The sequence below is a fragment of the Actinomadura formosensis NBRC 14204 genome (assembly GCF_001552155.1).
Taxonomy (GTDB): Bacteria; Actinomycetota; Actinomycetes; order Streptosporangiales; family Streptosporangiaceae; genus Spirillospora; species Spirillospora formosensis.
Window position 1 is genome coordinate 1 of the sequence record NZ_BCQQ01000014.1, and the last position, 22655, is coordinate 22655.

Genomic DNA, 22655 nt, shown 5'->3' on the forward strand with positions numbered 1-22655 from the left:
GGCGAGCGAACTGGTCACCAACGCCCTGCGGTATGCGTCCGCGTCGGATGACGATGTGACCTTGCGGCTGGACCGCACCGAGGACGGCGGGCTGTGGATGGAGGTCCAGGACGCCGCCTGCGCTCTGCCGTACATGCAGGAGGCGGACGCGACCAGTGAGGCCGGCCGTGGCCTGTTCATCGTGGACCGGCTCGCCCTGTGCTGGGGCGTCCGGCCGCTGGCCGGTAACGCCGGCAAGGTCATCTTCGCGGTTCTCAACCCGTGAAGACCGCGCGGAGGGGCGGTGGGAGGGGGCCGTCCCTCCGCGCATTACCGGCCAAGCCCACTACCCGTGCCGAGGCCCGTGCCCCGGTGGCGGGGTGAGCGTGGACGTGAAGTTCTCTCCGTCCACCAGCGGCTTGTCGAGGTCTACTCCAGCAGCCGCCATCCGGTCGTATTCGGCGAGCACGAGATCCTTCGTGCGATACGTCCCATACTTGGTGATCTCGTTGTTCTTCAGTCCGCCGGTCTCCGTCTGGAAGGTCTCCAGAATGTAATCGGCGTCCTCACGACTGATCCCGTAGAGGTGGAAGAAATAGGCGTCCAGCTCGGCGCGGATCTGAGCCCGCCGCTCCTCATCCCACCGGAACGGTTCCCCAGAGTCCCCGAGGTCACGAGCGAGCGGAGACATGTCGTACGCGGTGTAGATGAGTTCAAGTACTCGCGACTTCAGGAATGTTGTGTGTGGGGCGAGGTCCTGTGGTGTGGGGACGGGAAGTTGCTTGAGAGTGATGCGAGTCAGATGGATTCCGCCGACCTTTTGGCGTGCCACGTAATCATAGACGAAGGAGCATTGAGCAGCGATCAACGCTGCTGCCAGCGGAGCAGTCTGATAGGGCAGCATTAGGGGAAACGTGTAGCTTACGGCTGATAGCGGCAAGAACGCTGGGATGGCGGTGCGTTCGTCAGTGCTGCGGCAGACGTCGCGGCAACCAACAAGCCACGGTCGATCCCAGTCGAGTTCCCCCAGGCGGCGCGCAACGCCGTCTACCTTGACCTCTTTCCCTTTTCGGGTGGTGAGTATCTGCCCTTCATATGCAATCCAGTAGCGCGGGTAAACTACCGTAGATGGATCCTGCTTCTCATTGAGGGACGTGCGGCGATGGTCTTCATTGCCGATATCGTAATATGAATTGAATCGGTGGTCAAAGTGGTGGATCATCTTTCCTTCATAGACGGGAAGCATTTTTCTTTCGCCGCGTGTGAATGCATTCCCGATGAGTTCCCATCCGTCGCCTTCAAGTTGCTCTTTGGTGTGGAAGAGGTCGGAATCGTCTGTCATGTTGAAGTGATTCTTGAATGCGACCTTCCAGTGATTGCCATTCTTGGCAGTCTCGTCCCATAGAACTGGGACTCGTCGGTAGATTGTGGCGGTTAGATCGGCATCGCGGCGGGAACGGAAGATTGGGAGCGTCCCAGTGTTGGGGTTGATGAGCGCGATCTCCTCGGGGCTGAGTGTGAAGACTCGATCCGGCTGATCGAGGACGCTCGAGTCCTGAAGAAAGAACGCGAACTGAGCTGCTGATTCCCGAAGGTCTCGACCGACGAAAGAAATCAAGCAGAACTTATAGCTGAAGTGCACTCCAACAAAGAGAGGCTTGCTGTTTTCGAAGTCGTACAGGGACGCAACCGCACCGCGCTGCGTGAAGGCGCTGAAGAGGTGCTGTGCTCCTGCACCTGTGGCGATAGCTGTCGGGATGATGCAGCCAAAACGCCCCTCGGGTGCCACGATGGATGCGAATCGCTCAGCAAAGAGTTGGTCCGTCTGGAGCGAGTTGACACCCTTGACGGTGAGACCTTTGGCGCACAGCGGGAAAGCTTCCGAGCCGCTAACGAAGAGGAATGTCGACTTCACCATGCGACGTGCGGCGCGGAAATGCCTGCTTCCTCCAGGGTTCTCGCGTTCCCAGTCGGCGATTGCGGTCTTGCGTTGCGCGCCTGACAACTCGGCGATCCGAGGTTCGACAACGCTGAAGTACTTCTTCTCCTCGAAGTCGACCTTGTCCCACGGCGGGTTACCAAGCACACAGGAGAAGCCGCCCGCCCAGCCGGTGGCCGGGTCTACTTCCGCGCTACCGCCCTTGTCCGGGACGGTGAAGATCTCGGGGAACTCCAGGTGCCAATGGAAGAAGTGGTACCGCTCCTTCAGCCGCACGATCTCGTCGTGGACGTCCTGACCGGCGGCCGTCGCGTTCGGGTCCTGGAAGGCGCGGAAGACGTCGTGCGTGATCGGGGTCGGGGCGTCCTTGGTCTTGTGCCACATGAAGGCGGCGCACCAAGCGTCCGACATATGCACGGCATGGGTGTACTCGGCCGAGGACTTCCACTCCTCGTACGCGTCGGCCTGACGGTGGACGTCCCGGAGGGTGTTGGAAGGGGCAGCGGTGATGCGCCGCAGGCTCTCAGCGAAGGCGGTGTTGGCGACCTTCGTCTCCTCGAACAGGTCGAACAGGCCGCCTTGTCCCCCGCGCTCCTTATCGTTCTGCTTGGCGAGGAAGTTGGCGTAGGCAGCGTCGTCACCCTCGACCGGCTTGAACGCCTTCGTCGGAATGCCATCCTTCAGTAGGACCGGGGTTGCGCCGACGAGGCCGTTGCCGAGTTTGACGTGCGCGTCTAGGAACCCCAGGGGCTTGCCAGGCTCCAGGGCCTCCAGCCACAGCGACACCTTGGCCAGTTCGACGGCCATCGGGTTGAGGTCAACCCCGTACACGCACCGCGCGATGACTTCGTGCAACGCGTGGCGTACCGCGTCCAACGTCGGTTCGGGGTTGTTCTCGCGGACGGCGGCGACGCGCTTGGCGATGCGGCGGGCCGAAGCGACCAGGAAGTGTCCGGAGCCGCAGGCCGGGTCGCAGACGGTCAGGGACAGCAGCTCGGAGACGATCGCCTCGGTGGGGTCGGGTTCGCCGGCTGCGGCGGCCTTTTCCTCGCCGCGCTTCTGGGCGTCGTCGATGACGGGGTTGAGCGTGGAGTCGAGCAGCGTCTCGATCAGGGAACTCGGCGTGTAGTACGAGCCGGTCTTCTTGCGGTCGTTGCCGAGCCGGTCGACCAGCTCGAACGTCCGCTCCACTGCGCTGTGCTTGGGGACGAGTTCGAGGAGCGACTCGTAGATGGAGCCGAGTTCCTCCGCGCCCATGTTGCGGTAGTCGACCGGGCGCCAGCGCCGCGTGTCGCCGTCGTGGATGCGGGACAGGTGGCGGACGGCCTCCAGCAGGTGCACGTTCGACAGGACGAGTCCGTGTAGCGGGGCGTCGGCGGGGGCGTCGTCGTAGAGGCCGCCGAGTCCGGGGATGCCGAGTTCGGGGCGCCCGTTCTCGTCCCCGAGGGCGTCCAGCACGATCTTGAGGGCCTGGTAGAGGTCGGTGTGCGCGGTGCCGCGCCGCCGCATCGCCTGCTGCCGGAGCCGCTCGGACGAGAAGTACTTCCGGTACCGCTCGCGGACCTCGTCCGGTGTGCCCTTCGGGTGGAGGACGTCGCGGTCCTCGGCGACGAACAGGAAGATCAGCCGGTAGGCGAGGCGGAGCAGCGCGCCGTGGAAGGCGTGCACGTCCAGGTCGCGGAGCAGTTCGGTGTTGGCGGGGTGCTTGAGGAAGCCCGTCCCGAGCGCGGTGATGGCCCTCTGGACGCCGTCGCGGTGGTGGTCGAGGGCGCGGGTGCCGGAGTCGATGGCGTCCGTCCGCCACTTCTCCAGCCAGCAGGCGGACGGGGCGGCGCCGTCGTCGACGGCGAAGCGGGAGGCGTGCAGGAGGCGGTACAGCAGCACGAACTCGCTGAACAGCTCCCCGTCGAAGATCGCCTCAAGGTCGAATTCGACGTAGGCGGCGGTGGCGAGGGCGCTGGAGTCGCGCAGCAGCCTGAGCTGGCGTCCGTTGGTCAGCACGGCCCACAGGTGGGCTTCGGTGCGGTTCAGGCACTCCTGCATCAGCGACTGCGGCGGGATGGTGCCGGGGCCGCCGGGGCGAGTGTCGAGCCGGGCGTTCCAGGCGGCCAGGTGGATCGGGACGTGCGTCCACCGGTGGCTGATCGCGAACGTCTTGGTGCCGTCGTCGGCCTCGATGCCGGACGCGCCGAGGGCGGTGAGGCGGCCGAAGCTCAGCTCGGCGAACAGCGGCTCCAGCCACTGGCGGATCGCGAGGCCGGTGGGGTCGGCGGGGGTCTCCGCCTCCGGCGCGACGGGCAGCTTGCCGCGCAGCTCCTTCCACACCGCCTTGAGGTACTCCCAGTGGCGCTCGGCCTCGTCGCGGACGGAACGCGAGCCGAAGATGTCGTAGTCGGCGGGCTTGGAGCCCTGGACGTCCTTCCCCTCGGAAATCCTGACGAGCATGTCGGCGGGGAGGAGGCCGCCGATGGTGTGGACGGCGGAGAAGATCTGCGTGCGGGCGGTGGCGGACATCAGGCGGCACCTCCGGAGACGACACCGGTCACGGGCAGGTACACGTAGGCGCCGAGGACGTCGGCGGGCTTCTGCGCCTTCACGTCCACGCCCCGGATGATCTCGCCGGCGGCGCTGCGGACGCGGCGGTGCGAGTCGCGGAGTTCGGCGGCGAGCCCGTCGCCGTACTCGTTGAGATGCTCCGCGGCGTCGGGCAGGGCGTCCAGGAGCCGTTTCATCGTCCGCTCTCCGAAGGTGGGGTCGGTGTTCTCGTCGGCGGTGGCGTGCGGCAGGCGTGCGGCGTCCACGGCGGACAGCCACGTCGCGTCGGCCGGTGAGCCCTCGAAGGCGAGGAGCCGGGCGTCCTCGGCGACGAGCTGCCGCTCGCCCGCGCGGGACGGCAGCGTCAGGTGGAACCGGTAGCGGACGAGCAGCAGCGTCGTCCGGGTGGTGACCGCTCTCGTCCGGATGACGCCGCAGCGGCGGGCCGGGCGGGGGCCGTCGGTCTGGGAGTCGAGCGCGGCGTTGAGGAGGTGGCCGGCGAGCGCTCCGACGACCGGGTCCGTGCGGACGAGCGCCGCCTCGCCGCGCGACACCGCCGACACGGTCCGGAACGGGACCTGCTTGCCGTTCTCGATGATCCCGCCTCCGAGCATCGGCGCCAGCACGTCGCGGAGGCCGACGGGGCTCCCGCTCAGGTCGGCGCCGAAGTCGCCGGGGGCGTCGCCGCCCTCGTAGAGGACGCCGTCCAGAGCGGCGAGGGAATGGCGGACGAAGTCGCGGATCTCGCCGGCGTCGCCGAGCGCGTCCCGCGTGGCGTCGACCTCGCGTTTGACCTCCTCGGGACGGATGGTGTTCTGCGCGAACCGGGACCGGGACGCCTTCTCGCGCTCGACCGTGGAGTTCCACTCCTGTTCCAGCTCGGCGGCCTTCTCGTTGACGGTCTGGACGTCCTCGGCGCCGAACAGCGCCTCCTGCTCGCCGCGCTCGCGGCGCATCAGCAGCCACTCGACGATCGCGTCCGTCACACCCGACGACGCCTCGTCCGGGACGGAGACGGAGATGCCGAGGTCCTGGCGGATCTGCCGGTGCTTGCGGATCAGCACTTCCAGGACCTTGCCGTCGATGCCGTTGTCGCTGCCGTAGAGGGTGATGACCTTGACCTCGGCGCGCTTCTGGCCGTAGCGGTCGACGCGTCCCTCGCGCTGGTCGTGCCGGGCCGGGTTCCACGCGAGGTCGTAGTGGACGACGGCGTCGAAGTGGTGCTGGAGGTTGACGCCCTCCGACAGGCAGTCGGTCGCGACGAGGACACGGCGGGCGTCCGGGTCGTCGGCCGTCTCCTCGGCGAGCTCCTCGATGCGCTGGATGCGCTGCTGCGGGGACAGGGTGCCCGTCACGGCCTTGACGACCGTCTTGCGGCCGAGCTTTCCCCTGAGATGCTCGGCGACATAATCGGCGGTCGGGATGTAGCGGCAGAAGACGATCGGGTCGTAGCCGTCCTTGAGCAGCGCCTTCAGGTGCTTGATGAGGGCCTTCAGCTTCAGGTCCGCGGCCGGGCCCTCCAGGTCCGCGGCGCGGTCGGCGAGCGCGGCGAGCCTGGCCCCCGCGTCATCGGTCTCCGCGCCGGGCGCGACGTCCAGGCCCTCAAGGGCGTCGCCGTCGGCGGAGTCGCGGGTCAGCGGCGCGCCCAGCTCGTCGGCCTCCTCCGCGGTGGCGGCGGACGCGGCGGCCGACCGGGTCCGCAGCGTCTGCGCGGCGGCGCGCGGCGAGGACACCAGCGACCGCAGCAGCGCGATCGCCGACCACCAGGCGATCCGGGCCTCGCGCCGGCCCTGCTCCCCGGCGACGGTGACCCGCTCGCTCGCGTAGCCGATCGCGTCCTCCAGCAGCGACCGGTAGCCGGGCGACAGCTTGTAGGTCTCGTCCTTGAAGAACCGGTCGGCGGGGAACTCGGTCTCCTCGTCGAGGTACTTGCGGATGTCGGCGCGGCGCCGCTGGACGAAGTGCAGGGCGAGGCGGGCGCGGTCGGAGCCGCTGTTCATGTCCAGGTCGCCGAACTCGGGCTTCAACAGGGCCAGGAGGTTCCGGAACGAGTTTTCCTTGCCGCTGTGCGGGGTCGCGGTCACCAGCAGCAGATGACGGTTCTCGTCCTTGGCGATGCGTTCGAGCAGCTCGTAGCGGCGCTGGCTCTGCTGGGAGGCCCGGTCGTCGGCGGCGACGCAGGTGTGGGCCTCGTCCACGATCACCAGGTCGGGGCAGCGGCGGACGAAGTCGTCGCGGTGCCGGTGCGACTTGATGAAGTCCGTGGAGACGATCACGTGGGGGTGCTTGTCGAACAGGGACTGGCCCATGTCCAGGTCCCGTTCGAGCCGGGTGACCGTGGAGGACAGGACGAGTTCGGCGTCGATGCCGAACTTGGCGCGCAGCTCGTCCTGCCACTGCTCGGCCAGCGCCGGCGAGCACAGCACCGCCAGGCCCTTCGCCTCGCCCTGCGCCAGCAGCTCGCTCGCGATCAGGCCGGCCTCGACGGTCTTGCCGATGCCGACGTCATCGGAGATCAGCATCCGGACGGTCTTCTGCCGCAGCGCCATCATCAGCGGGACGAGCTGGTAGGCGCGCGGCTCCACCGCGATCCCGGCCAGCGACCGGAACGGGCCCGCGCCCGACCGGAACCCGATGCGCAGCGCGCTGCGCAGCAGGCCCGCGGCGCGCGAGTCGCCGAGATCCTGCGGCGACGGCGCCGCGAACTCCGCTCCCCGGACGTCCTCGAACGCCGGGAACACCGCGGCGATGTCGTCGTCGGCGCCGCCGAGCGGGCGCAGCACCAGCATGTCCGGGGCGCTCTCGGGCAGCACCACCCATTCGCGGTCGCGGACCGAGACCAGGGAACCGGGGGTGTAGTCCGTTGTCGGCTGTGTCATTGGTGGCAGAACCCTCGCGTCGTCGTGCTCGGTGGGTGTCGTAGGTGCATCAGGCGGCTGGGGGCATCAGGTGCGGGGAGAGGCGCCGAAATAGCTCGGGGTCTCGGCGACGATCGCGTCCCAGTCGGCGTCGTGGGGGAAACGGATCACTTCCCAGCCCTGCGTGTCCAGCCGCTGCTCCGCCCGGCGGTCGCGCTCCTTGACGTTGGCGTGCTCGTGGACGGGACCGTCCACGAACACCGCGACCGGCACGCCCGGCAGCCGGTACACGAAGTCGGGGCGGGCCTGCGCGTCGGCGACGTACGTCTGCGCCTCGTCGGGCATCCGCAGACCGCGCTCCTTCAACCAGGCGATGAACCGCTTTTCGAGCGAGCTGTCGGACTGGGCGGACAGGCGCGCCTGCTGCTCGGTGCGGGACTCGCCGCGTCCGGTCGCGGTGGTCTTCGCGCGGGACAGGCGCACCAGGATGTCCTTGATGGCGTGCCGGTCGATCGCCCCGTGGTCGAGCTGGTTGCCGTAGGTGAGCAGGCAGTCGTAGCAGCCGCGGGCGCACGGCCGGTCCGGTCCCTTGTGGGGGGACGACCCCCCGCGCCCCCCGGAACTGCCCGATCGCGGGCCGCCGAGGTCGTCGCCGTTCTCGTCGAAATGGCAGATGTCCAGGGCCGCCTTCGCCGCCTTCGCGAGCGCGCCCGGCGTCGACTGCATCAACCGCAGCACGCCGGCGCCGCCCTCGGCCGCCTCGGTGAACAGCATCCGGTCGCGGGGCCCCTCGTCGGGCGGCAGCAGCTCGCTCGACAGCTCCGAGTCCTCCAGCTCGAACGCCGCCTCGATCCCGCGTTCGAGGGCGTACATCAGCGACAGCGCGACCGGCTCGTCCAGCGGCTGGGCGAGCTGGGCGACGAGGATGTTGCGGCGGTCCTCCACGTACGGGATGACGCGCTTCTTGTGCTTCTTCTCGTTCCCGTCGGCGTCCACGACCGGCATCTCGCTGGAGTCGCCGGACGCCTCCGACGCGGCCTTCTCGGTCATCCACTCGCCGGTCGCGGGATCGAGCCAGAAGCCGTCCGGCTCGCCGTCCTTCGCGCGCAGCCGGCCCAGGTTCGTGATCCGGACCGTCGCCGAGTCACCGAAGGACAGGGTGGCGATGTCCCCCTCGGCGTCGGTCACCGTGGCGTCCTGGCGGCCCGGCCGGGCGCCGTGGTCGGTGAACCGGTACGACGTGACGAGGCGGAACCCGGCCCTGCGGCGCTCCTCCTCGTCGGAGGAGATCCGCGCGCGGGCCTTGGTGTAGACGGTGTGCATCTGCAGCAGCCCGTACTTGGCCTCGGGCAGCCGCTCCTTGCACATCTGGCAGAGGTCGGCGCTGTCGGTGGCGTCGTGGTGGTAGCCGCAGCTCGCGCAGCGGCGGGCCTCGGAGGTGACGACGTCGCCCGTCCCGCCCGGCGGGAGCTGGATGCGGGTCACCTGGTAGCGGGCGCCCTCGTGGTAGATCAGCGCGCCCGGCCCGAACTCGCGGATCGCCAGGAACCGGGGGCGCTGCAGGTAGTCGCCGTCGCGGAAACGGCGGTCCTGCATGTTGATGTAGGCGGCCAGCGGAAGGCGCGGGAACGAGTAGCCCGGCAGGAAGCCCTCGCTGGCCAGGTACCGGTGCGGGCCGAAGTCCGAGAGCACCGAGCGGCTCTCCGCCGACTGGTTCTTCAGCAGGTCGAGCTGCGTCTCCGCCTCGCGGCGCCGGCCGACGGCGATCTTGTTGTCACGGTCGGAGAGCGTGGTGTCCAGGACGCGGCGGTTCTGCTCCGCCTGGTCCACCAGCGCCGCCTTGAACAGCCTCCGCCAGCGGTCGAAGGCCCGGTCGAACCGGTCTGGGGCGCCCTTGACCGTCTTCTCGATCCAGTCGTCCTCCCACCAGACCGTGGCGGCGAAGTCGCCCAGCAGCCCGTCGAACACCTGCTTCGCGGCCCGCACGGCACGCTTCTGCGCGGCCTCGTCGTGAATCGCCTGGAAGACGGTGTCGTGCAGCGGAAGCGGCGGGTCGGGGCGGCGGGAGTCCTCGTCATAGCTGATGTCGATGATCGCCGGGATGTTGTTGTGCAGCTCCAGGCCCGTTTCGGCGAGCCAGATCGCGTGGATGTGCGACCTGACGAGGTCCTCGTTCGCCAGGTCGAGGCGCGGCGGCGCGACCGCGCCCGCCACCATCCGTGCGGACCGCCGGAAGTAGTACTGGTCGTGGCTGTTGCCGGTCGCGCAGTAGGTGGTGACGAGCGCGGGCTGTCCGGACCGTCCCGCCCGCCCGCTGCGCTGGGCGTAGTTCGCGGGAGTCGGCGGCACGTTGCGCATCATCACCGCGTTGAGGGCGCTGATGTCGACGCCCAGCTCCATCGTGGGTGAGCAGTACAGCAGCTTCAGCTTCGCCTCGCTGAACGCCTCCTCGCGCTTGCGCCGCTCCTCCGGATCGACCTGGGCGGTGTGCTCGCGGGCGATGAGGCCGCCGAGTTCCGCGGCGGTGTGGCGGTACAGGTCACGGAAGAAGACGTTGACGCGGGGGCCGTCGCCGCTGGCGTAGGTGCGGGTGAGCGGGTCGTGGGCGCCGACCTCGCCGGTCCCGGCCCGCCACACCAGGCACGCCGCCGAGACGCGGTAGCCGGTGACGGCCGGGCCGGTGGGACGGCGGCCGCGCCTGGCCCACCCGGGCGTCACCGACACCTCCTTGACCAGGTTCGCCTTGCTCAGCACCTTGAGCAGCTCCTCGATGAGCTGCTGGGCGTCGTCCACCGACAGGTCGCCGAAATGCACGCGCCGCAGGTACTTGCCGAACTTGCCGCGGCCCGACAGGAACAGGCCCGAACGGTCGATGCCGGGGCGGGAGCCCTGCGGGTAGGCCGTGCCGACCTTCGGGTCGTCTCCTCTGGACAGGACCCACGGGTCGACGAGCCGCTCCTCGCTGGCGCGGCGGAGGCTGTCGAAGTCGTCCCGGAAGTACTGGACGTCGATGGCGAGGGAGCGGCGCATCTCGTCCAGCAGTGCCCGCATGATCTCGGCGCGGCGGCCCGGCTCGGCGTCGCGCAGCGCCCGGTGCGTCGTCTCCCAGCGGTCCTGCTTGGCGGCCAGCCAGTCGAGGTCCTCGTAATCGATCTTCAGCAGGCCCGTCTGCTCCAGGTTGGGCATGGTGACGCGCCAGCCGCGCTCAAGGTCGAGGTAGAGCTGGAACGCGACGACGTCCCGCAGCGTCCGCGCCGCGTTGCGGGCCATCGACGGGGGCAGGTCGGATGAGCCGGTGTAGTCGGCGACGTCCAGGCCGAGGGCGCCGACGACCTTGGACGCCAGATCCTCGTGGCTGATTCCCTCGTCGCCCGCCTCGACCGCCGCCCGGTAGAGCGCGCCGCGAAGCTGGGTGATCTGGACGAAGTCGTTGAAATGACCGGCCTGAAGGGAGGCGTCCTGCCGGTTGTCGACGAAGGTGAGCAGCTTGCGGGCTTCCCTGACGAGTGCGCCCTCCGGCACCGCCCGCAGGAAACGGATGATCGACGCCGACACCAGCGACGTCGCCGAGGAACGTCCCTCCTGGTCGAGCGTAGCCAGCTTGGCGAAGTCCTTGCCGCGGACCTGCTCGTAGCTCACCCCGCAGTGCAGGCAGAACCGGAACGGCGCCGGGATGAACGCGGCGTCCAGTTCGCCGTGCCCTTCGACACCGTAGGGATCGACGCGGACGGGGACGGGGAGCTTCGAGCGGTGGTTGGCGCGCACGACCTCCTGCCCGGTGTCGTCCACCTCCAGCCACGCCTCCGGCAGGCGGCGGTCGCCGACCGCTTCCTCGACGGTGCGCGGCCAGGGCCGGCCCGAATCGACGTACAGATAGCCGTCGCCCTCGCGGCCGCCCGACGCCGCGGTGTCACGGCGCGGCTCGTAGCGGACCATGCCGTCCTTATCCGTCCGCCACACGGTCAGGTACTCCTGGCCGCACTCCCGGCAGAACGCCAGCGGCAGGAGGATCTTGCCGTCCGACCCCGGCTGGACGAGCTGGTAGTCGCGGGTGAGCTCGCGCGATGACGGGTCCTCCAGGGTGACGTAGACCGTGTCGCCCTTGGACAGGAACTGGTGCAGCCGGAACGCGAACAGCGGACGTTCGGTCACCGAGTGCCGGGCCTCCGAGCCGGCCTCCAGGGTGCGGCGGATCGCCTCCGCGCAATCGTTTTCGGGGACACCGGACTCCCCGGCGAGGTCGGCGGCGGCCTCCTCGATCTTCGCGGGCTGCTGCCGGACGAGACGCCCCGCCGGGTCCTCGGCGAGACCGAACCGCGTCTCGATCCAGCGGGCCAGCGGATCCTTCACCAGGTCGTCGTACGCGCGCGGAGCGGCGCCGGTCCGCAGCCGCTGCGCCGGCACCGTGTCCGGGGGCTCCCCGGTGGCGCGCACCAGCGTCTCGCCGATGACGTTGTCCTTGTCGACCTCGGTCCCGAAGAGGATGGTGGCGACGCGGGCCACCTCCTTCTTCTGGTCCTCGAAGGTGCCCTCGCTCGACATCGTCGCCGATGTGCCGATGCACCGCAGGTTCTCGGCCTGGCACGCCTCGCGCACCCGCCGGATGAGCAGGGCGACGTCCGCGCCCTGGCGGCCCCGGTAGGTGTGCAGCTCGTCGAAGACCAGGAACTCCAGGCCCTTCGCCATCCGGATCAGCGAACTGCGATCCCTCGGGCGGGTGAGCATCAGCTCCAGCATCACGTAGTTGGTCAGCAGGATGTCCGGCGGATTCTCGCGGATCTCCCTGCGGCGCTCGTCGTCCTCCTGCCCGGTGTAGCGGGCGAAGGTGACCGGCTCGTTGCCTTTTCCGTAGCCGTCCCGCAGATACTTCTTCAGTTCATTGACCTGGCTGTTGACCAGGGCGTTCATCGGATAGACGATGATCGCCCGGACGCGCTTTTGCGATGTGGTCTCGCGTTCGCGCAGCACCCGGTCGACGATGGGCACGATGTAGGACAGCGACTTGCCGGAGCCGGTGCCGGTCGTCAGGACGTAGGACTGCTCGCGCCTGGCCGCCTCGATCGCTTCGAGCTGGTGGCGGTGCAGCGTGAGCGGGCGCCCGTTGATCTTCGTGCCCTTCCGGGTCTTGCCCGCCTGGAAGATGCGTGCGCACTCCTCGTGCAGGAGCCTGCCGCTGCCGCTCAGTTCCGAGACGGTGCCGCCCGACGCGAAGAACGGGTTCAGCGACACCCACGGGTCCGGCCACTGGGACTTGTCGTCCAGGGTGCTCTCGACATACGCGGCGATGCGGTCGTCGCGGATGATCGTCCCGCCCTCGGTGAACTCGCGGTAGTCCTTGATGAGCTGCCGGTGCAGGCCGAACACGTCCATCACCGAACCCGCCGGACGCGGCCTCTCCGGCACCGGAGCCGGTTCGGGCGCGGGCGTCTCATCGGTCGACGCGAGGTAGCGGACCGGATCGTAGGACTCCCAGTCCTCCACCGCCGCCTCGCCCTCGGCGAAGGGAAGCAGCGCCTCGCGGACCGCCACCGCGTCGGCCGGCCGGTCCTCCGGCTGCTTGTTGAGGAGCCGCTCGACCAGCCGGGCCATGTCCTCGGGGACGTCCGAACGCAGCAGCCGCAGTGGGGCCGGCTCCTCCAGGCGGTGCTTGTTCCCCAGCTCCAGCGCGTTCTCGCTCACGAACGGCGGGACACCCGTCAGCAGCTCGTACAGCATGCAGCCGAGCGCGTACAGGTCGGCGGCCTGCGTCACCGCCGCGTTGAGGAACTGCTCGGGGGCCATGTAGCGGGCGGTGCCCACCGTGACCCCGGTGCTCGTCACCCGGCCGGCCTCGGCGTCGTCGATGATCCGGCCCATGCCGAAATCGAGGACCTTGACCTGCCCGCCGGGAAGCAGCATCACGTTCGCGGGCTTGAGGTCGCGGTGGACGATCCCGGCGCGGTGCGCGACCGACAGGCCGTCCGCGATCTGCGCGCCGAGAGCCGCGGCCCAGGCCACCGGAAGCTGGGCGTGCTCACCGGTCAGCACCCGCAACGTGTGGCCCTTGAGAAGCTCCATGGCGATGAACGGCAGGCCGTCGCCCTCATCGAGGCCGCCCGCGATGATGCGAGGCAGGTTCGGGTGCTCGTTGAGGCGCCGCATGATGCGGACCTCGCGCTCGAACCGCTGGACGGCCTTCACATCGGCGCGCGAGTCGATGACCGCACCCGTCCGGCTGCGCAGGATCACCTTCACCGCGACCTCACGGTCCCGGTCTCCGCCATTCGCCTGGAGATCGACGGCGCGGTGGACCTCTCCCATGTTGCCCTTGCCGAGAGGGCCCGTCACACGGAACCGGTCCGCGATGCACTCCACAGTCACAGCCACACCTTCATCTTCCAACTCGCCTCTGTGGAGGCGGGGTGCATCAGACATTTGTTGGCCACCACAGGCCTATTAACGCGCACACCGCGTTTTTGAACAGATCGCGGAGCCCCGGATGCCGACGAAGTCCCGGTCTTCATCGCCACTCGGCTTCATGGGGAAGCAGCGCACCGCTGTTGAGAGTGGTGGCGACAAGGTCCGCCGTCTCGTTTGCGCGGGCCGCGGCTTTCCGCGCGCTGGTGCGGAGTTCGTGGATCTTCCGGAACGCGTGACCGTAGGCGGTCTGCTCATCGAGCGGGAGCAGCGGGATACGCAGCCGGGACGGCACGAGCTGATATGTGGAGGAGCCGGTCGTCGCCTGGCTGACGTTGTCGGGCGCGCTGACGAAACCGGCGAGGAACCAGGGATCCAGCCGTCCAGGGTCGGGGCGGAGCAGAAACATGCCGTTGCCGAGTAGGCATCCGGCGTCGTCCTCATCGGCCACGCGGGTCGCGACACCCTGCGGGCCGACGATCTGCGTGAGGAGGACGTCCCCCGTCTCGACGGTGACCGGGTCGGCCAGGTGCAGTTCGCCTGTGTCGCCGCCGGCGGGCGCCCCGCCGATCAGGTCACGTGCTCGAAGGACGGGACGGCCTGCCAGGTCGGCGGGCAGGGCATCGGCGGATGAGGCCCGGACGCCGCGATGGACGGCGAGCGCCCCGCCGCGGGCCAGGTCGGCGACGGTGGCGCTGCGCCAGGTGCGGTTGGTCTCACCGGCCGATGTCCACGGCCCGATCCTGCTCGCCTCGGCCAGGGCCGCCACATGCGCCCTGAGACGCCCGGCGAGTTCGGTGACGTGCCGGAGGGCCGCGTCAGGACTGATCACCGGCGCGGAGCGGACGTGCCGTGCCGGTGAGAGGTCGACGAGTTCGTCCAGGAGATCGATCGCGGGCACGGCCCGGGCGGTTCCCGGGATGTCGGCGAAATCGGCCGAGTCGCCGAACGCCTCCCAGGTGCCGCGGATCGTCTCCTGGAGCGCGCCCTGGTCCGCGGCCTTGCCCTGGTCGGGCGCCGGGTCCGCGGCGGTGGCGGACTGGTCGGCCATGTCCATCAGCAGGACCGGGTCCCGGCCGGGGCGGTCGGCTTCGGGACGCCGGAGTATCCACAGGTGAAGCCCGATGTGGTGAGGTACGGCCAGGCCCGCCGGAAGCGCGATGACCGCGCACAGCGCTCCCTGCCGGAGCAGCTCAGCTCGGATCCGGCGGCCGGACGGCCGTGACGCGGTGGCCGGCGGGAGCAGCAGGACGGCCTGCCCGCCGTCGCTCAGATGCGCCAGCGAGTGCTGCACCCAGGCCAGTTCAGGCTCCGAACGCGGTGGCACGCCGTACGCCCAGCGCGTGTCGAACGCCAGCTCGTCGTGCCCCCACTCGCGGTCCCCGTAAGGCGGGTTGCACACCACGGCGTCCACCTGGAGGCCGGGGAAGGCGTCGTCGCGCAGGCTGTCTCCGGTCCGGACGTCCACGGACGCCTTGGGCGACTCTCCGGTGACGCGCGTCCTGGCCTGGGCGGCGGTGACGGCGCGGTACTCCTGGCCGTGCACGCGTGCACCCGGCCCGAGCCTGGTCGCCACCGCGGCGAGGAGACGTCCGCCTCCGCATGCCGGGTCCAGAACGCTGCGGACCCGCCGGCCCCCCGCCGTCGCCAGCTCGGCGATCAGCTCGGCGATCGCCGGCGGCGTCGGGTGCGTCCCGCGGATGCCGATCGGTGCTTCGGAATGCTCGTCGAGGACGTCGAAGACGGCGAGGAACCCCTCCTGTCGCATCACGTTCGCCGCCGACCGCAGGAGCGCCGCCGGCACGTCGCCATGGCTCGGCTTCACCGGGTCGGAGGACGACGACACCGCGTCCGCGTGCAGCCCGATCAGCGCGTCGTCGTCGAGCGCCGTGATTCTGCCTCGTTCGTTCTCGTCCAGCCCGGCTACGTGTGCAGTGAACAGCGCTACGGCTTCGACGTCGCGCTGCGTGCGTCCGCGCAGGTGGGTTCTCAGGTCGTCTCTGGCCGAACGTGCGGGGAGGCGGCCGCGCGCGTTCAGCCACGCTTCGACCTGCCGCCGGTCGTAGCTGGGGCTGGCTTCCGTACCCCCGCTGGGCTGCGGAAAGTCGGGGTGACGCCGGCGCCAGTTGCTCACGGTGGCCCGCGTCACGCCGGCGAGCCGGGAGATCTCGGCGGCGGTCAGCTGCTCGCTCTGCGATGCCATCGGTACTTCCTTATCAGCTTTCGGGAGCATCGCCACTGTACACCATCCAATTGAGTGAAGCCATTTGACAGTGCTTTCACAGCATGCTCTCATGGTCGTGCTTTCAACGGCTCGGCGCTAGGAGCGACGGATGACGAGTTGGGTGGCGATCGACTTCGAGACGGCGAACGCCCTGCGGGGAAGCCCGTGCTCGGTGGGACTGGCCAAGGTGAAGGAAGGACGGATCGTCGAGGAGTGGTCATCGCTCATCAAGCCCCCGGACGGACACGACCACTTCGACGCCTACAACGTCGGCATCCACGGCATCACGGCGGACCGCGTCAGGGACGCCCCCGGCTGGCCGGAGACGCTGGAGCGCATCGTCCAGTTCACCGGCGACACCCCCTTCGTGGCGCACAACGCGGCCTTCGACATCGGAGTTCTCGCCGACGCGTGCCGGGCGAGCGGCCTGCCCGTTCCGGACCTCCGGTTCGCCTGCACGCTCGTGGTCGCAAGACGGGCCTGGACCGGCCTGCTCGCGTACAAGCTCCCGGTGCTCGCCGACGCCCTGGGCATCGAACTGCCGCGCCACCACGACGCCGGTGACGACGCGCGGGCGGCGGCCCAGGTGATGCTCGCCGCGCTGAAACGGCAGGGAACGGCCGCCCTGGACGACCTCCTCGCCGTCCACGGGATCCGGATGGGCTCCTACCGCGGCGGTGCCCGCCAGGGGTGCAAGTACTGGGGAGCCACCCGCCGCGAGCCGTCTCCGGACGCCGATCCCGACGCCGACCCGGACAACCCGTTCTACGGGCTCACCATCTGCTTCACCGGATCACTGCCCGACATGACGAAGGCGGTGGCCGCCAAACGGATCGCGGCCCTCGGAGCCTGGACGTCCGACAACGTCACCAGGTCCGTCGACCTGCTGGTGGTCGGCGGCATCAAACCCCACCAGCTCGCACCCAGGGCGACGAAGACCGGGAAGCTCGCCAAGGCGGAACGCCTCCGCGACTCCGGTCACGACATCACGGTCATCGACGACGAAGAGTTCTACGAGCTCCTCGCGGTGGCCGAGAACTGATCAGCCCATGCGGAGGTCCGCCGACCTCCGCTTCCCTCCGAAACGCGCCCCCGCCCGCTCGGCCGGCCCAGCACCGGCGGGCGGCGGCGCCCCTCCCCCCGCGAACCCCCATCCGGCGGCGCGCCATGCGGAACGCGCCCGGACACACAGGAGCACCCCATGCGCAAGATCATCATCGGCCTCTGCGCCGTCGCCGTCCTCACCGCCGGCTGCAACATCGAGCAGGACCCGGTCGCCGTCCAGTCGTCCGACCCCGGCAAGCCCGCGGGCAAGAGCGGCGGCGCGGCCAAGGGCAAGACCTTCCCGATCAAGCTCACCGCCAAGCGGGCGCACGCCAGCAAGAGCGTCCTGAGCGACGGCGACGCCCTGTCCTGCGTCAAGGTCACCGTCACCAACCAGACCAAGAAGCAGCTCGAGGTCAACCCCCTCTACTTCTCGATCACCGACACCAAGAACACCAAGCACGACAGCAGCACCGCCCTCGGCGAGTACGAGGGGCAGATCGACACCACGCAGCTCGCCCCGGGCGAGAAGGCCACCGGCCTCGTGTGCGCGAAGGGCGACTTCCGGCCCAAGGTCGTCTCGATGACCAACCCCCTGTTCGACGAGGCGGCCCGCGCCCAGGTCGCCCCCTGAACGGGCCGTCAACGGCGCCTCGCAGCGTCGATCGGGGACGGGACGCGGAGCCCGTCCCCGCCGATGATCAGATTTCGTGTGCGCGCAAACCGCCGATGAGGATCGACAGCGGCTCAGATCTCCTTCCCGGGCAGGTAGACGATCCTCTGCGGATGGAACGGCAGCGTCTCCGCCCGCGTGGGGGACGCGGGGCGCGTACCGAGTTCTGATGAGGTTCTTGATCCAGATCATCGAGGCCCGAAGGCAGAGGCAGGCGAGGCAGTCGGCAGGGGTCTCGTTGTAGCGAGTGGCGATGCCTTGCCGGGCTGTCCACCTTCGGCCCTTCTTCCGCATGGCGGCCATCTGGTGAGAGATCCCGCTCGGCTGCTTGAGTTGGACACTCATTTGGAACGTGACGCCCAAAAGGAGTTCGAGGCATGACAACAGACGCACCTGACGGACCGGTTCCGGCGGCGGCCGTACGTGGGCAGCGAGTCCTCGACCTCCTGGACAGGGCAATCGAAATTCAGAGCCCACTGGTGCTCAAGAACATCGCCCGGGCCCGCCAGCGGAACCCGGAGGCCGCACCAGCGCAGGTGATCCGCAATCTGGAGCGGATGTACGTCAGCGCCTTGACCGGGTCGGGTGCTGCAGTTGGAGGAACCGCAGCCGCGCCCGGCGTCGGCACGGGAGTCGCGCTGGCACTGACGGCAGGCGAGACTTTCACATCTCTTGAGTTGAGCGTCCTCTTCGCGCTCTCGATCGCCGAGGTCCACGGAGTCCCCATCGACGAGATCGAGCGCCGCCGGACGATCGTGATGGGAATCATGCTCGGCGGATCCGGCTCCAAGACCATCGGCAAGATCGCCGAGCGTACGGGGCAACACTGGGGACGTCAGGTTGTCGCCAAAGTGCCAGTCGAGACATTGCGTCAGATCAACAAGATCCTGGGAAAGAACTTCATCACGAAGTACGGGACCAAGCAGGGAATCGTCGTTCTCGGTCGAGTGGCACCGTTCGGTATCGGCGCTGTGATCGGTGGTGGCGCCAACGCTGCCATGGCCACTCTGACCGTGCGAGCCGGTCGCCGCGCATTCGGCCCACCCCCGACGTCGTGGCCAGGGTCGACGCCCAGCACACCGCGAACGTCCGAGAACTCGCATAACTGACCCTCGATGCAGGGTGTTCACGACCTGCTGCGCTGCCAGGTACGGAAGTGGGCCGGGCGGACCGAGGACCCCGGTGCGGTGTCCATGGACACCCAGACCGTGCGCGCCACGGCCAGTGTCCCGGCCACACGCGGGTTCGCGCCGCTGCCCGAGCGGTGGATCGCCGAGCAGGTCTACGGCACGCTGATGCGGCACCGGCACCTGGTCCGCGACTACGAACCGAGGCGACCGCTAACAAAACTCCCTCTCACAGCGCTTCCACGTCCTGAGCCCGAAGTGGCCAAGGCCGCGGCCGAGGCGGTGGCCGCCGTGGTGCCGCTGCGACGTGATGGCCACACCAGACACCAAAAACGCCTCCGTCGGGGGTGCTCACCCTCGACGGAGGCGCTGGAAAGTGGCGGAGGATCGGGGATTTGAACCCCGGATGGGCGTGAACCCAAACCGCATTAGCAGTGCGGCGCCATAGACCGGACTAGGCGAATCCTCCAGTAGCCATCAGGCTCAGCACAGGCTACCGGTTCGGCGAGCCAACCGGCAAAGTCTGCGCCCAGTGGTTCCGACAGCATAGTCCGAAACGGTTCCGGACGTCCCGCTCCCGGGGCCGCGGGAGCGAGGCGACGGCGGTCAGCCCAGGCGGAACCCGGTGAACCCGCAGGCCTTGGCCAGGTCGTTGCCGTGCTGCTGCATGGCCGCGGTGTTGGGCCGTCCGATGGAGGAGGTGTCGCCGGAGCTCAGCTTCCGCAGCATCTCGGCCGTCTCGTCGAGGTCGCCGGCGAACGCGGTCGCGGCGGTCTCGACGTCCCCGCCGGCGTTCTGGCCCTCCGACCGCACCTTCGCGGCCGTGTCCGAGAACTTCTGGGCGGTCGAGGAGGCGCCGCTCGGCGACGTCATCGACATGCCGCCGGTGGAGAAGCTCCGCAGCTCCGTCTCGATGTTCTTGCAGGCGGTCGTCTTCTTCCCGCCGGCGACGGCGTCGACCACGCCACAGCCCGTGGAGCCGAGCATCAGGGCGCCGATCGCGACGACGCCGGCCAGCTTGGCGGCGGACATACGCATGGGGGTTTCTCCTTCAGGGGGTTGGACTTCGGATGAGACCGGAATCTTAGACACTCTGGCCTCGATCACACGTTGGGCGTACTTCGACCACGGAGGGTTCCGTGGCTCAAGTCACGCTTCGATAACCCCACATCTGCGGGCTGATTTGCGGACAGGTCCATAGAGCCGGTGCACTTGGCCGCGGCGAGCGCCCGTAGCGCATCTGACCACGGATCATCGCAGTTCCCCCTATGCGCGGCCAGCGAATCCGCAAGGTCGGGACCCGTCAGACCTCCGTGAATCAGACGCCGTATTTCACGGCTGAAACGGGCTGACTCTCCGGGTTCCGCCGGGCAACCGCGTGGAGCCTGGATGCCACTTCACGCTGACGCCGATGCCCGCACCGCCTACCTGCGTGCCCGCCGGGACGCGTGGCGCCGCTCCCGACCGGTTCCGGACTGCTACGACACCGAGCCCGCACCCGCGCCAGTGACGCGGGCGGAGGAGAACCTCGTCGGTCACTGGCATTTCGGTGCCTCTCGGGCGCGCAACCGGTAGTGCTACCGCGAACACCGGTGTGATGACCCGTGGACCTTGCGTAGGGGCGGCGTCCGATACGGCTTTGTATGCGCGGCTTCAGGGGCGCGTCCCGGCCAGCGTTGTGTCGCACCCTGCTCCCTCATGAACGCTCTGCGATGTTGTCGCAGCTGTCGAGGATCGCGCCGACGGGACCCTCGGGCCGATGCGGGGGGACCAAAGCACGGATCAAGCGGGGACGAAAGCCCCCTGATTTTCACAAATGCCCATTGTATAAACAAGAAGTCATTGGTCAAACGGGAGACGGGAGGACCGAGTGATCAACGTCGCCCTGTCCGCGGGCGCCGACTCTGAGCTGGGGTTTCCGGCGTGGCTGCGCGCGGCCCACTTCATCAACCTGCTCTTCATGGGGCTGCTGATCCGCAGCGGCTTCGAGATCCTCTCCAGCCATCCGCGCCTGTACTGGCGCAACGACTGCGGGCCCGGTACGGAATGGATCCGCTTCACCAAAAAGAAGGTCCCGTCCGAGGAGGGCGCCTACTTCGCCCGAGACGACGAGTGCACACTCTCGCCACTGATCTCCCTGCCCGGCCGCAAGAACATCGGGATCGCGCGGTACTGGCACGGTGTCGTCACCACGCTGTGGATCCTCAACGGACTGATCTATGTCGTGCTTCTCTTCGGCACCGGCGAGTGGCGGCGCATCGTCCCCACGTCCTGGAGCGTCTTTCCCGACGCCTGGGAGTCCCTGAAGATCTACGCGGGCTTCGGGGTCCCGTCGCTTGAGCACTTCCAGCCGTACGACGCGCTCCAGCAGCTCATGTACTTCACGGTGGTGTTCATCGCGGCGCCCCTGATGATCGCGACGGGTCCGGTCATGTCGCCGGCCGTGGTCGGCCGGTTCCCCTGGTACCCCAAGCTGTTCGGCGGACGCCAGGCGGCACGGTCACTGCACTTCCTCGGCATGGCGTTCTTCGCGGTGTTCACCGTCATGCACGTGACGCTGGTCTTCGTCGTGCACCCCGACCACAACCTCACCCAGATGGTTCTCGGCGAGGCCGACCCCGCCCGCTTCGCACAGGCGCTGACCATGACCATCATCGGCCTCGTGGGCGTCGTGGTGCTGTGGCTGGCGGCCAGCTACTGGAGCCTGTCGGACCTGCGGCGCAGCCAGGTGATCTTCGAGAGGCTGACCGAGCCGATCCGGCGGATGACGGTCAACCGCCTCGTGTCCCGCCAGCGCAGTAAGCAGGTGTGGACCGAGAAGGACATCTCCCCCTACCACTGGAGCAACGGACGTCACCCCGTGGGAGACGAGTCGCCAGAGTGGGGCCGTCTTCGTGGGAACGACTGGAAGGACTACCGCCTTGAGATCGGCGGGCTTGTCGACGAACCCGTCTCCTTGAGCCTTGACGACCTGCGGGCGATGCCGCGGCAAACGCAGATCACCATGCACACGTGCATGCAGGGGTGGACGGGCATCGCCAAGTGGAGCGGGGTGAGGCTCAAGGACGTGCTGGACCTGGTCGAGAAGAAGCCCGGCGCGCGCTACGTCAAGCTCACGTCCTTCGGGCTGGCCCAGAAGATGCACGGCGGAAAGCCGTTGGAGCCGTACTACACCTGCCTCCCTCCGGAAGTGGTCGAGGAGGATGAGACCATCCTCGCCTTCGACATGAACGACAAACCCCTGCCCCTGACGTTCGGCGCCCCGCTGCGTCTGCGGGTCGAGTCCATTCACGGCTACAAGATGATCAAATACATCCGCAGCATCGAATGGGTCGAGGATTACCGCACCGAGGGTGACGGGCGCGGCGGCACCCGGGAGGACTCCTCGTACCAGTCCTTCAACGCTCGGATCTGATCGCGGCGACCGCCCTCGGGCGACCCGCGGGGAGCTTGAGGAACATGCCGATCAGCCGGCTTCGCCTGCTCGCCGTCGCCCCCGTGGCCTCGGCCGGCAGGCGTTCGCCTTCTCGCCTCCCCCAGAAGGTGGGCGGACGGGAGCATCTCACGCACCGGGTATGGTGCCGACGCCATGCCATGAGTCCCTCGCCGGTGACGTCGTCCGCGCAAGCGGAGCGGCGACCGGCAGGGTGTCACCGGTACGGCCCGGATGCCCTAGACTTGGGCCGTCGCCGCGGCGGGGTTATTGGCTCTACGTCCGTATACGAGACTGGTAGACTCCTCCCGGCAACGACACCCCTGGTGGAAGCCAGGAAACCGGCAGCCGTAGCTCAACGGATAGAGCATCTGACTACGGATCAGAAGGTTGGGGGTTCGAATCCCTCCGGCTGCGCATCTCTGGCTGTGGCGCTCCTTGATCTTC

General features: G+C 68.7%; 12 protein-coding genes and 2 tRNA genes. 8 read left to right on the forward strand and 6 right to left on the reverse strand.

Annotated features, from left to right (window positions below; translation table 11 throughout):
• On the forward strand, positions 1–265 hold a 265-nt coding region (locus tag AF1_RS35095; protein WP_169804030.1), incomplete at its 5' end, for an ATP-binding protein.
• A gap of 60 nt (positions 266–325) precedes the next feature.
• Here AF1_RS35095 and AF1_RS05550 read toward each other — a convergent pair.
• The 4 genes from AF1_RS05550 to AF1_RS05565 all read right to left on the reverse strand — a co-directional run bounded on the left by AF1_RS05550 (position 326) and on the right by AF1_RS05565 (position 15910).
• Positions 326–4432, reverse strand: coding sequence for an Eco57I restriction-modification methylase domain-containing protein (locus AF1_RS05550; protein ID WP_067793914.1), 4107 nt, complete (start codon positions 4430–4432; stop codon positions 326–328).
• On the reverse strand, positions 4432–7332 hold the full coding sequence (locus AF1_RS05555) for a DEAD/DEAH box helicase (protein ID WP_067793915.1): 2901 nt from the start codon (positions 7330–7332) through the stop codon (positions 4432–4434). Before AF1_RS05555 ends, AF1_RS05550 begins: the two co-directional genes overlap by 1 nt.
• 66 nt (positions 7333–7398) lie before the next feature.
• Positions 7399–13677: a protein kinase domain-containing protein gene (locus tag AF1_RS05560; RefSeq protein WP_242608554.1), complete on the reverse strand. Its 6279-nt coding sequence runs from the start codon at positions 13675–13677 to the stop codon at positions 7399–7401.
• A gap of 133 nt (positions 13678–13810) precedes the next feature.
• Entirely contained in the window at positions 13811–15910 is a 2100-nt protein-coding gene (locus AF1_RS05565) for an N-6 DNA methylase (RefSeq protein WP_067793916.1), read from the reverse strand.
• 130 nt (positions 15911–16040) lie between these two features.
• Here AF1_RS05565 and AF1_RS05570 point away from each other — a divergent pair, with 130 nt between their 5' ends.
• The 4 genes from AF1_RS05570 (at position 16041) to AF1_RS34125 (ending at position 19174) form a co-directional block, all read left to right on the forward strand.
• A complete protein-coding gene (locus AF1_RS05570) occupies positions 16041–16973 on the forward strand; it encodes an exonuclease domain-containing protein (RefSeq protein WP_084262479.1) in 933 nt (310 codons plus the stop codon).
• 159 nt (positions 16974–17132) lie between these two features.
• Positions 17133–17609, forward strand: a complete 477-nt coding sequence (locus tag AF1_RS05575; RefSeq protein ID WP_067793918.1) for a DUF4352 domain-containing protein — start codon at positions 17133–17135, stop codon at positions 17607–17609.
• 416 nt (positions 17610–18025) lie between these two features.
• Entirely contained in the window at positions 18026–18757 is a 732-nt protein-coding gene (locus tag AF1_RS05580) for a hypothetical protein (RefSeq protein ID WP_067793919.1), read from the forward strand.
• Positions 18758–18841: 84 nt separating this feature from the next.
• A complete protein-coding gene (locus AF1_RS34125; RefSeq protein WP_131732279.1) occupies positions 18842–19174 on the forward strand; it encodes a hypothetical protein in 333 nt (110 codons plus the stop codon).
• On the opposite strand, the gene AF1_RS05585 is transcribed toward AF1_RS34125, so the two are convergent.
• Together AF1_RS05585 and AF1_RS05590 are read right to left on the reverse strand one after the other, a co-directional pair.
• A tRNA-Ser gene (locus tag AF1_RS05585) sits at positions 19153–19244 on the reverse strand. The two genes, AF1_RS34125 and AF1_RS05585, sit on opposite strands and share 22 nt — an antisense overlap.
• 137 nt (positions 19245–19381) lie before the next feature.
• Positions 19382–19813 carry a hypothetical protein gene (locus tag AF1_RS05590; RefSeq protein WP_067793920.1) on the reverse strand — a complete coding sequence of 144 codons (432 nt, stop codon included), beginning with the start codon at positions 19811–19813 and terminating at the stop codon, positions 19382–19384.
• 351 nt (positions 19814–20164) lie between these two features.
• Here AF1_RS05590 and AF1_RS34130 point away from each other — a divergent pair, with 351 nt between their 5' ends.
• The 3 genes from AF1_RS34130 to AF1_RS05600 all read left to right on the forward strand — a co-directional run bounded on the left by AF1_RS34130 (position 20165) and on the right by AF1_RS05600 (position 22625).
• Positions 20165–20350 carry a hypothetical protein gene (locus AF1_RS34130; RefSeq protein ID WP_131732278.1) on the forward strand — a complete coding sequence of 62 codons (186 nt, stop codon included), beginning with the start codon at positions 20165–20167 and terminating at the stop codon, positions 20348–20350.
• A 295-nt stretch (positions 20351–20645) separates the two neighbouring features.
• Positions 20646–22190 carry a molybdopterin-dependent oxidoreductase gene (locus tag AF1_RS05595; protein ID WP_067793921.1) on the forward strand — a complete coding sequence of 515 codons (1545 nt, stop codon included), beginning with the start codon at positions 20646–20648 and terminating at the stop codon, positions 22188–22190.
• 362 nt (positions 22191–22552) lie between these two features.
• Positions 22553–22625: transfer RNA gene (locus tag AF1_RS05600), tRNA-Arg, on the forward strand.
• Positions 22626–22655: the final 30 nt, after the last annotated feature.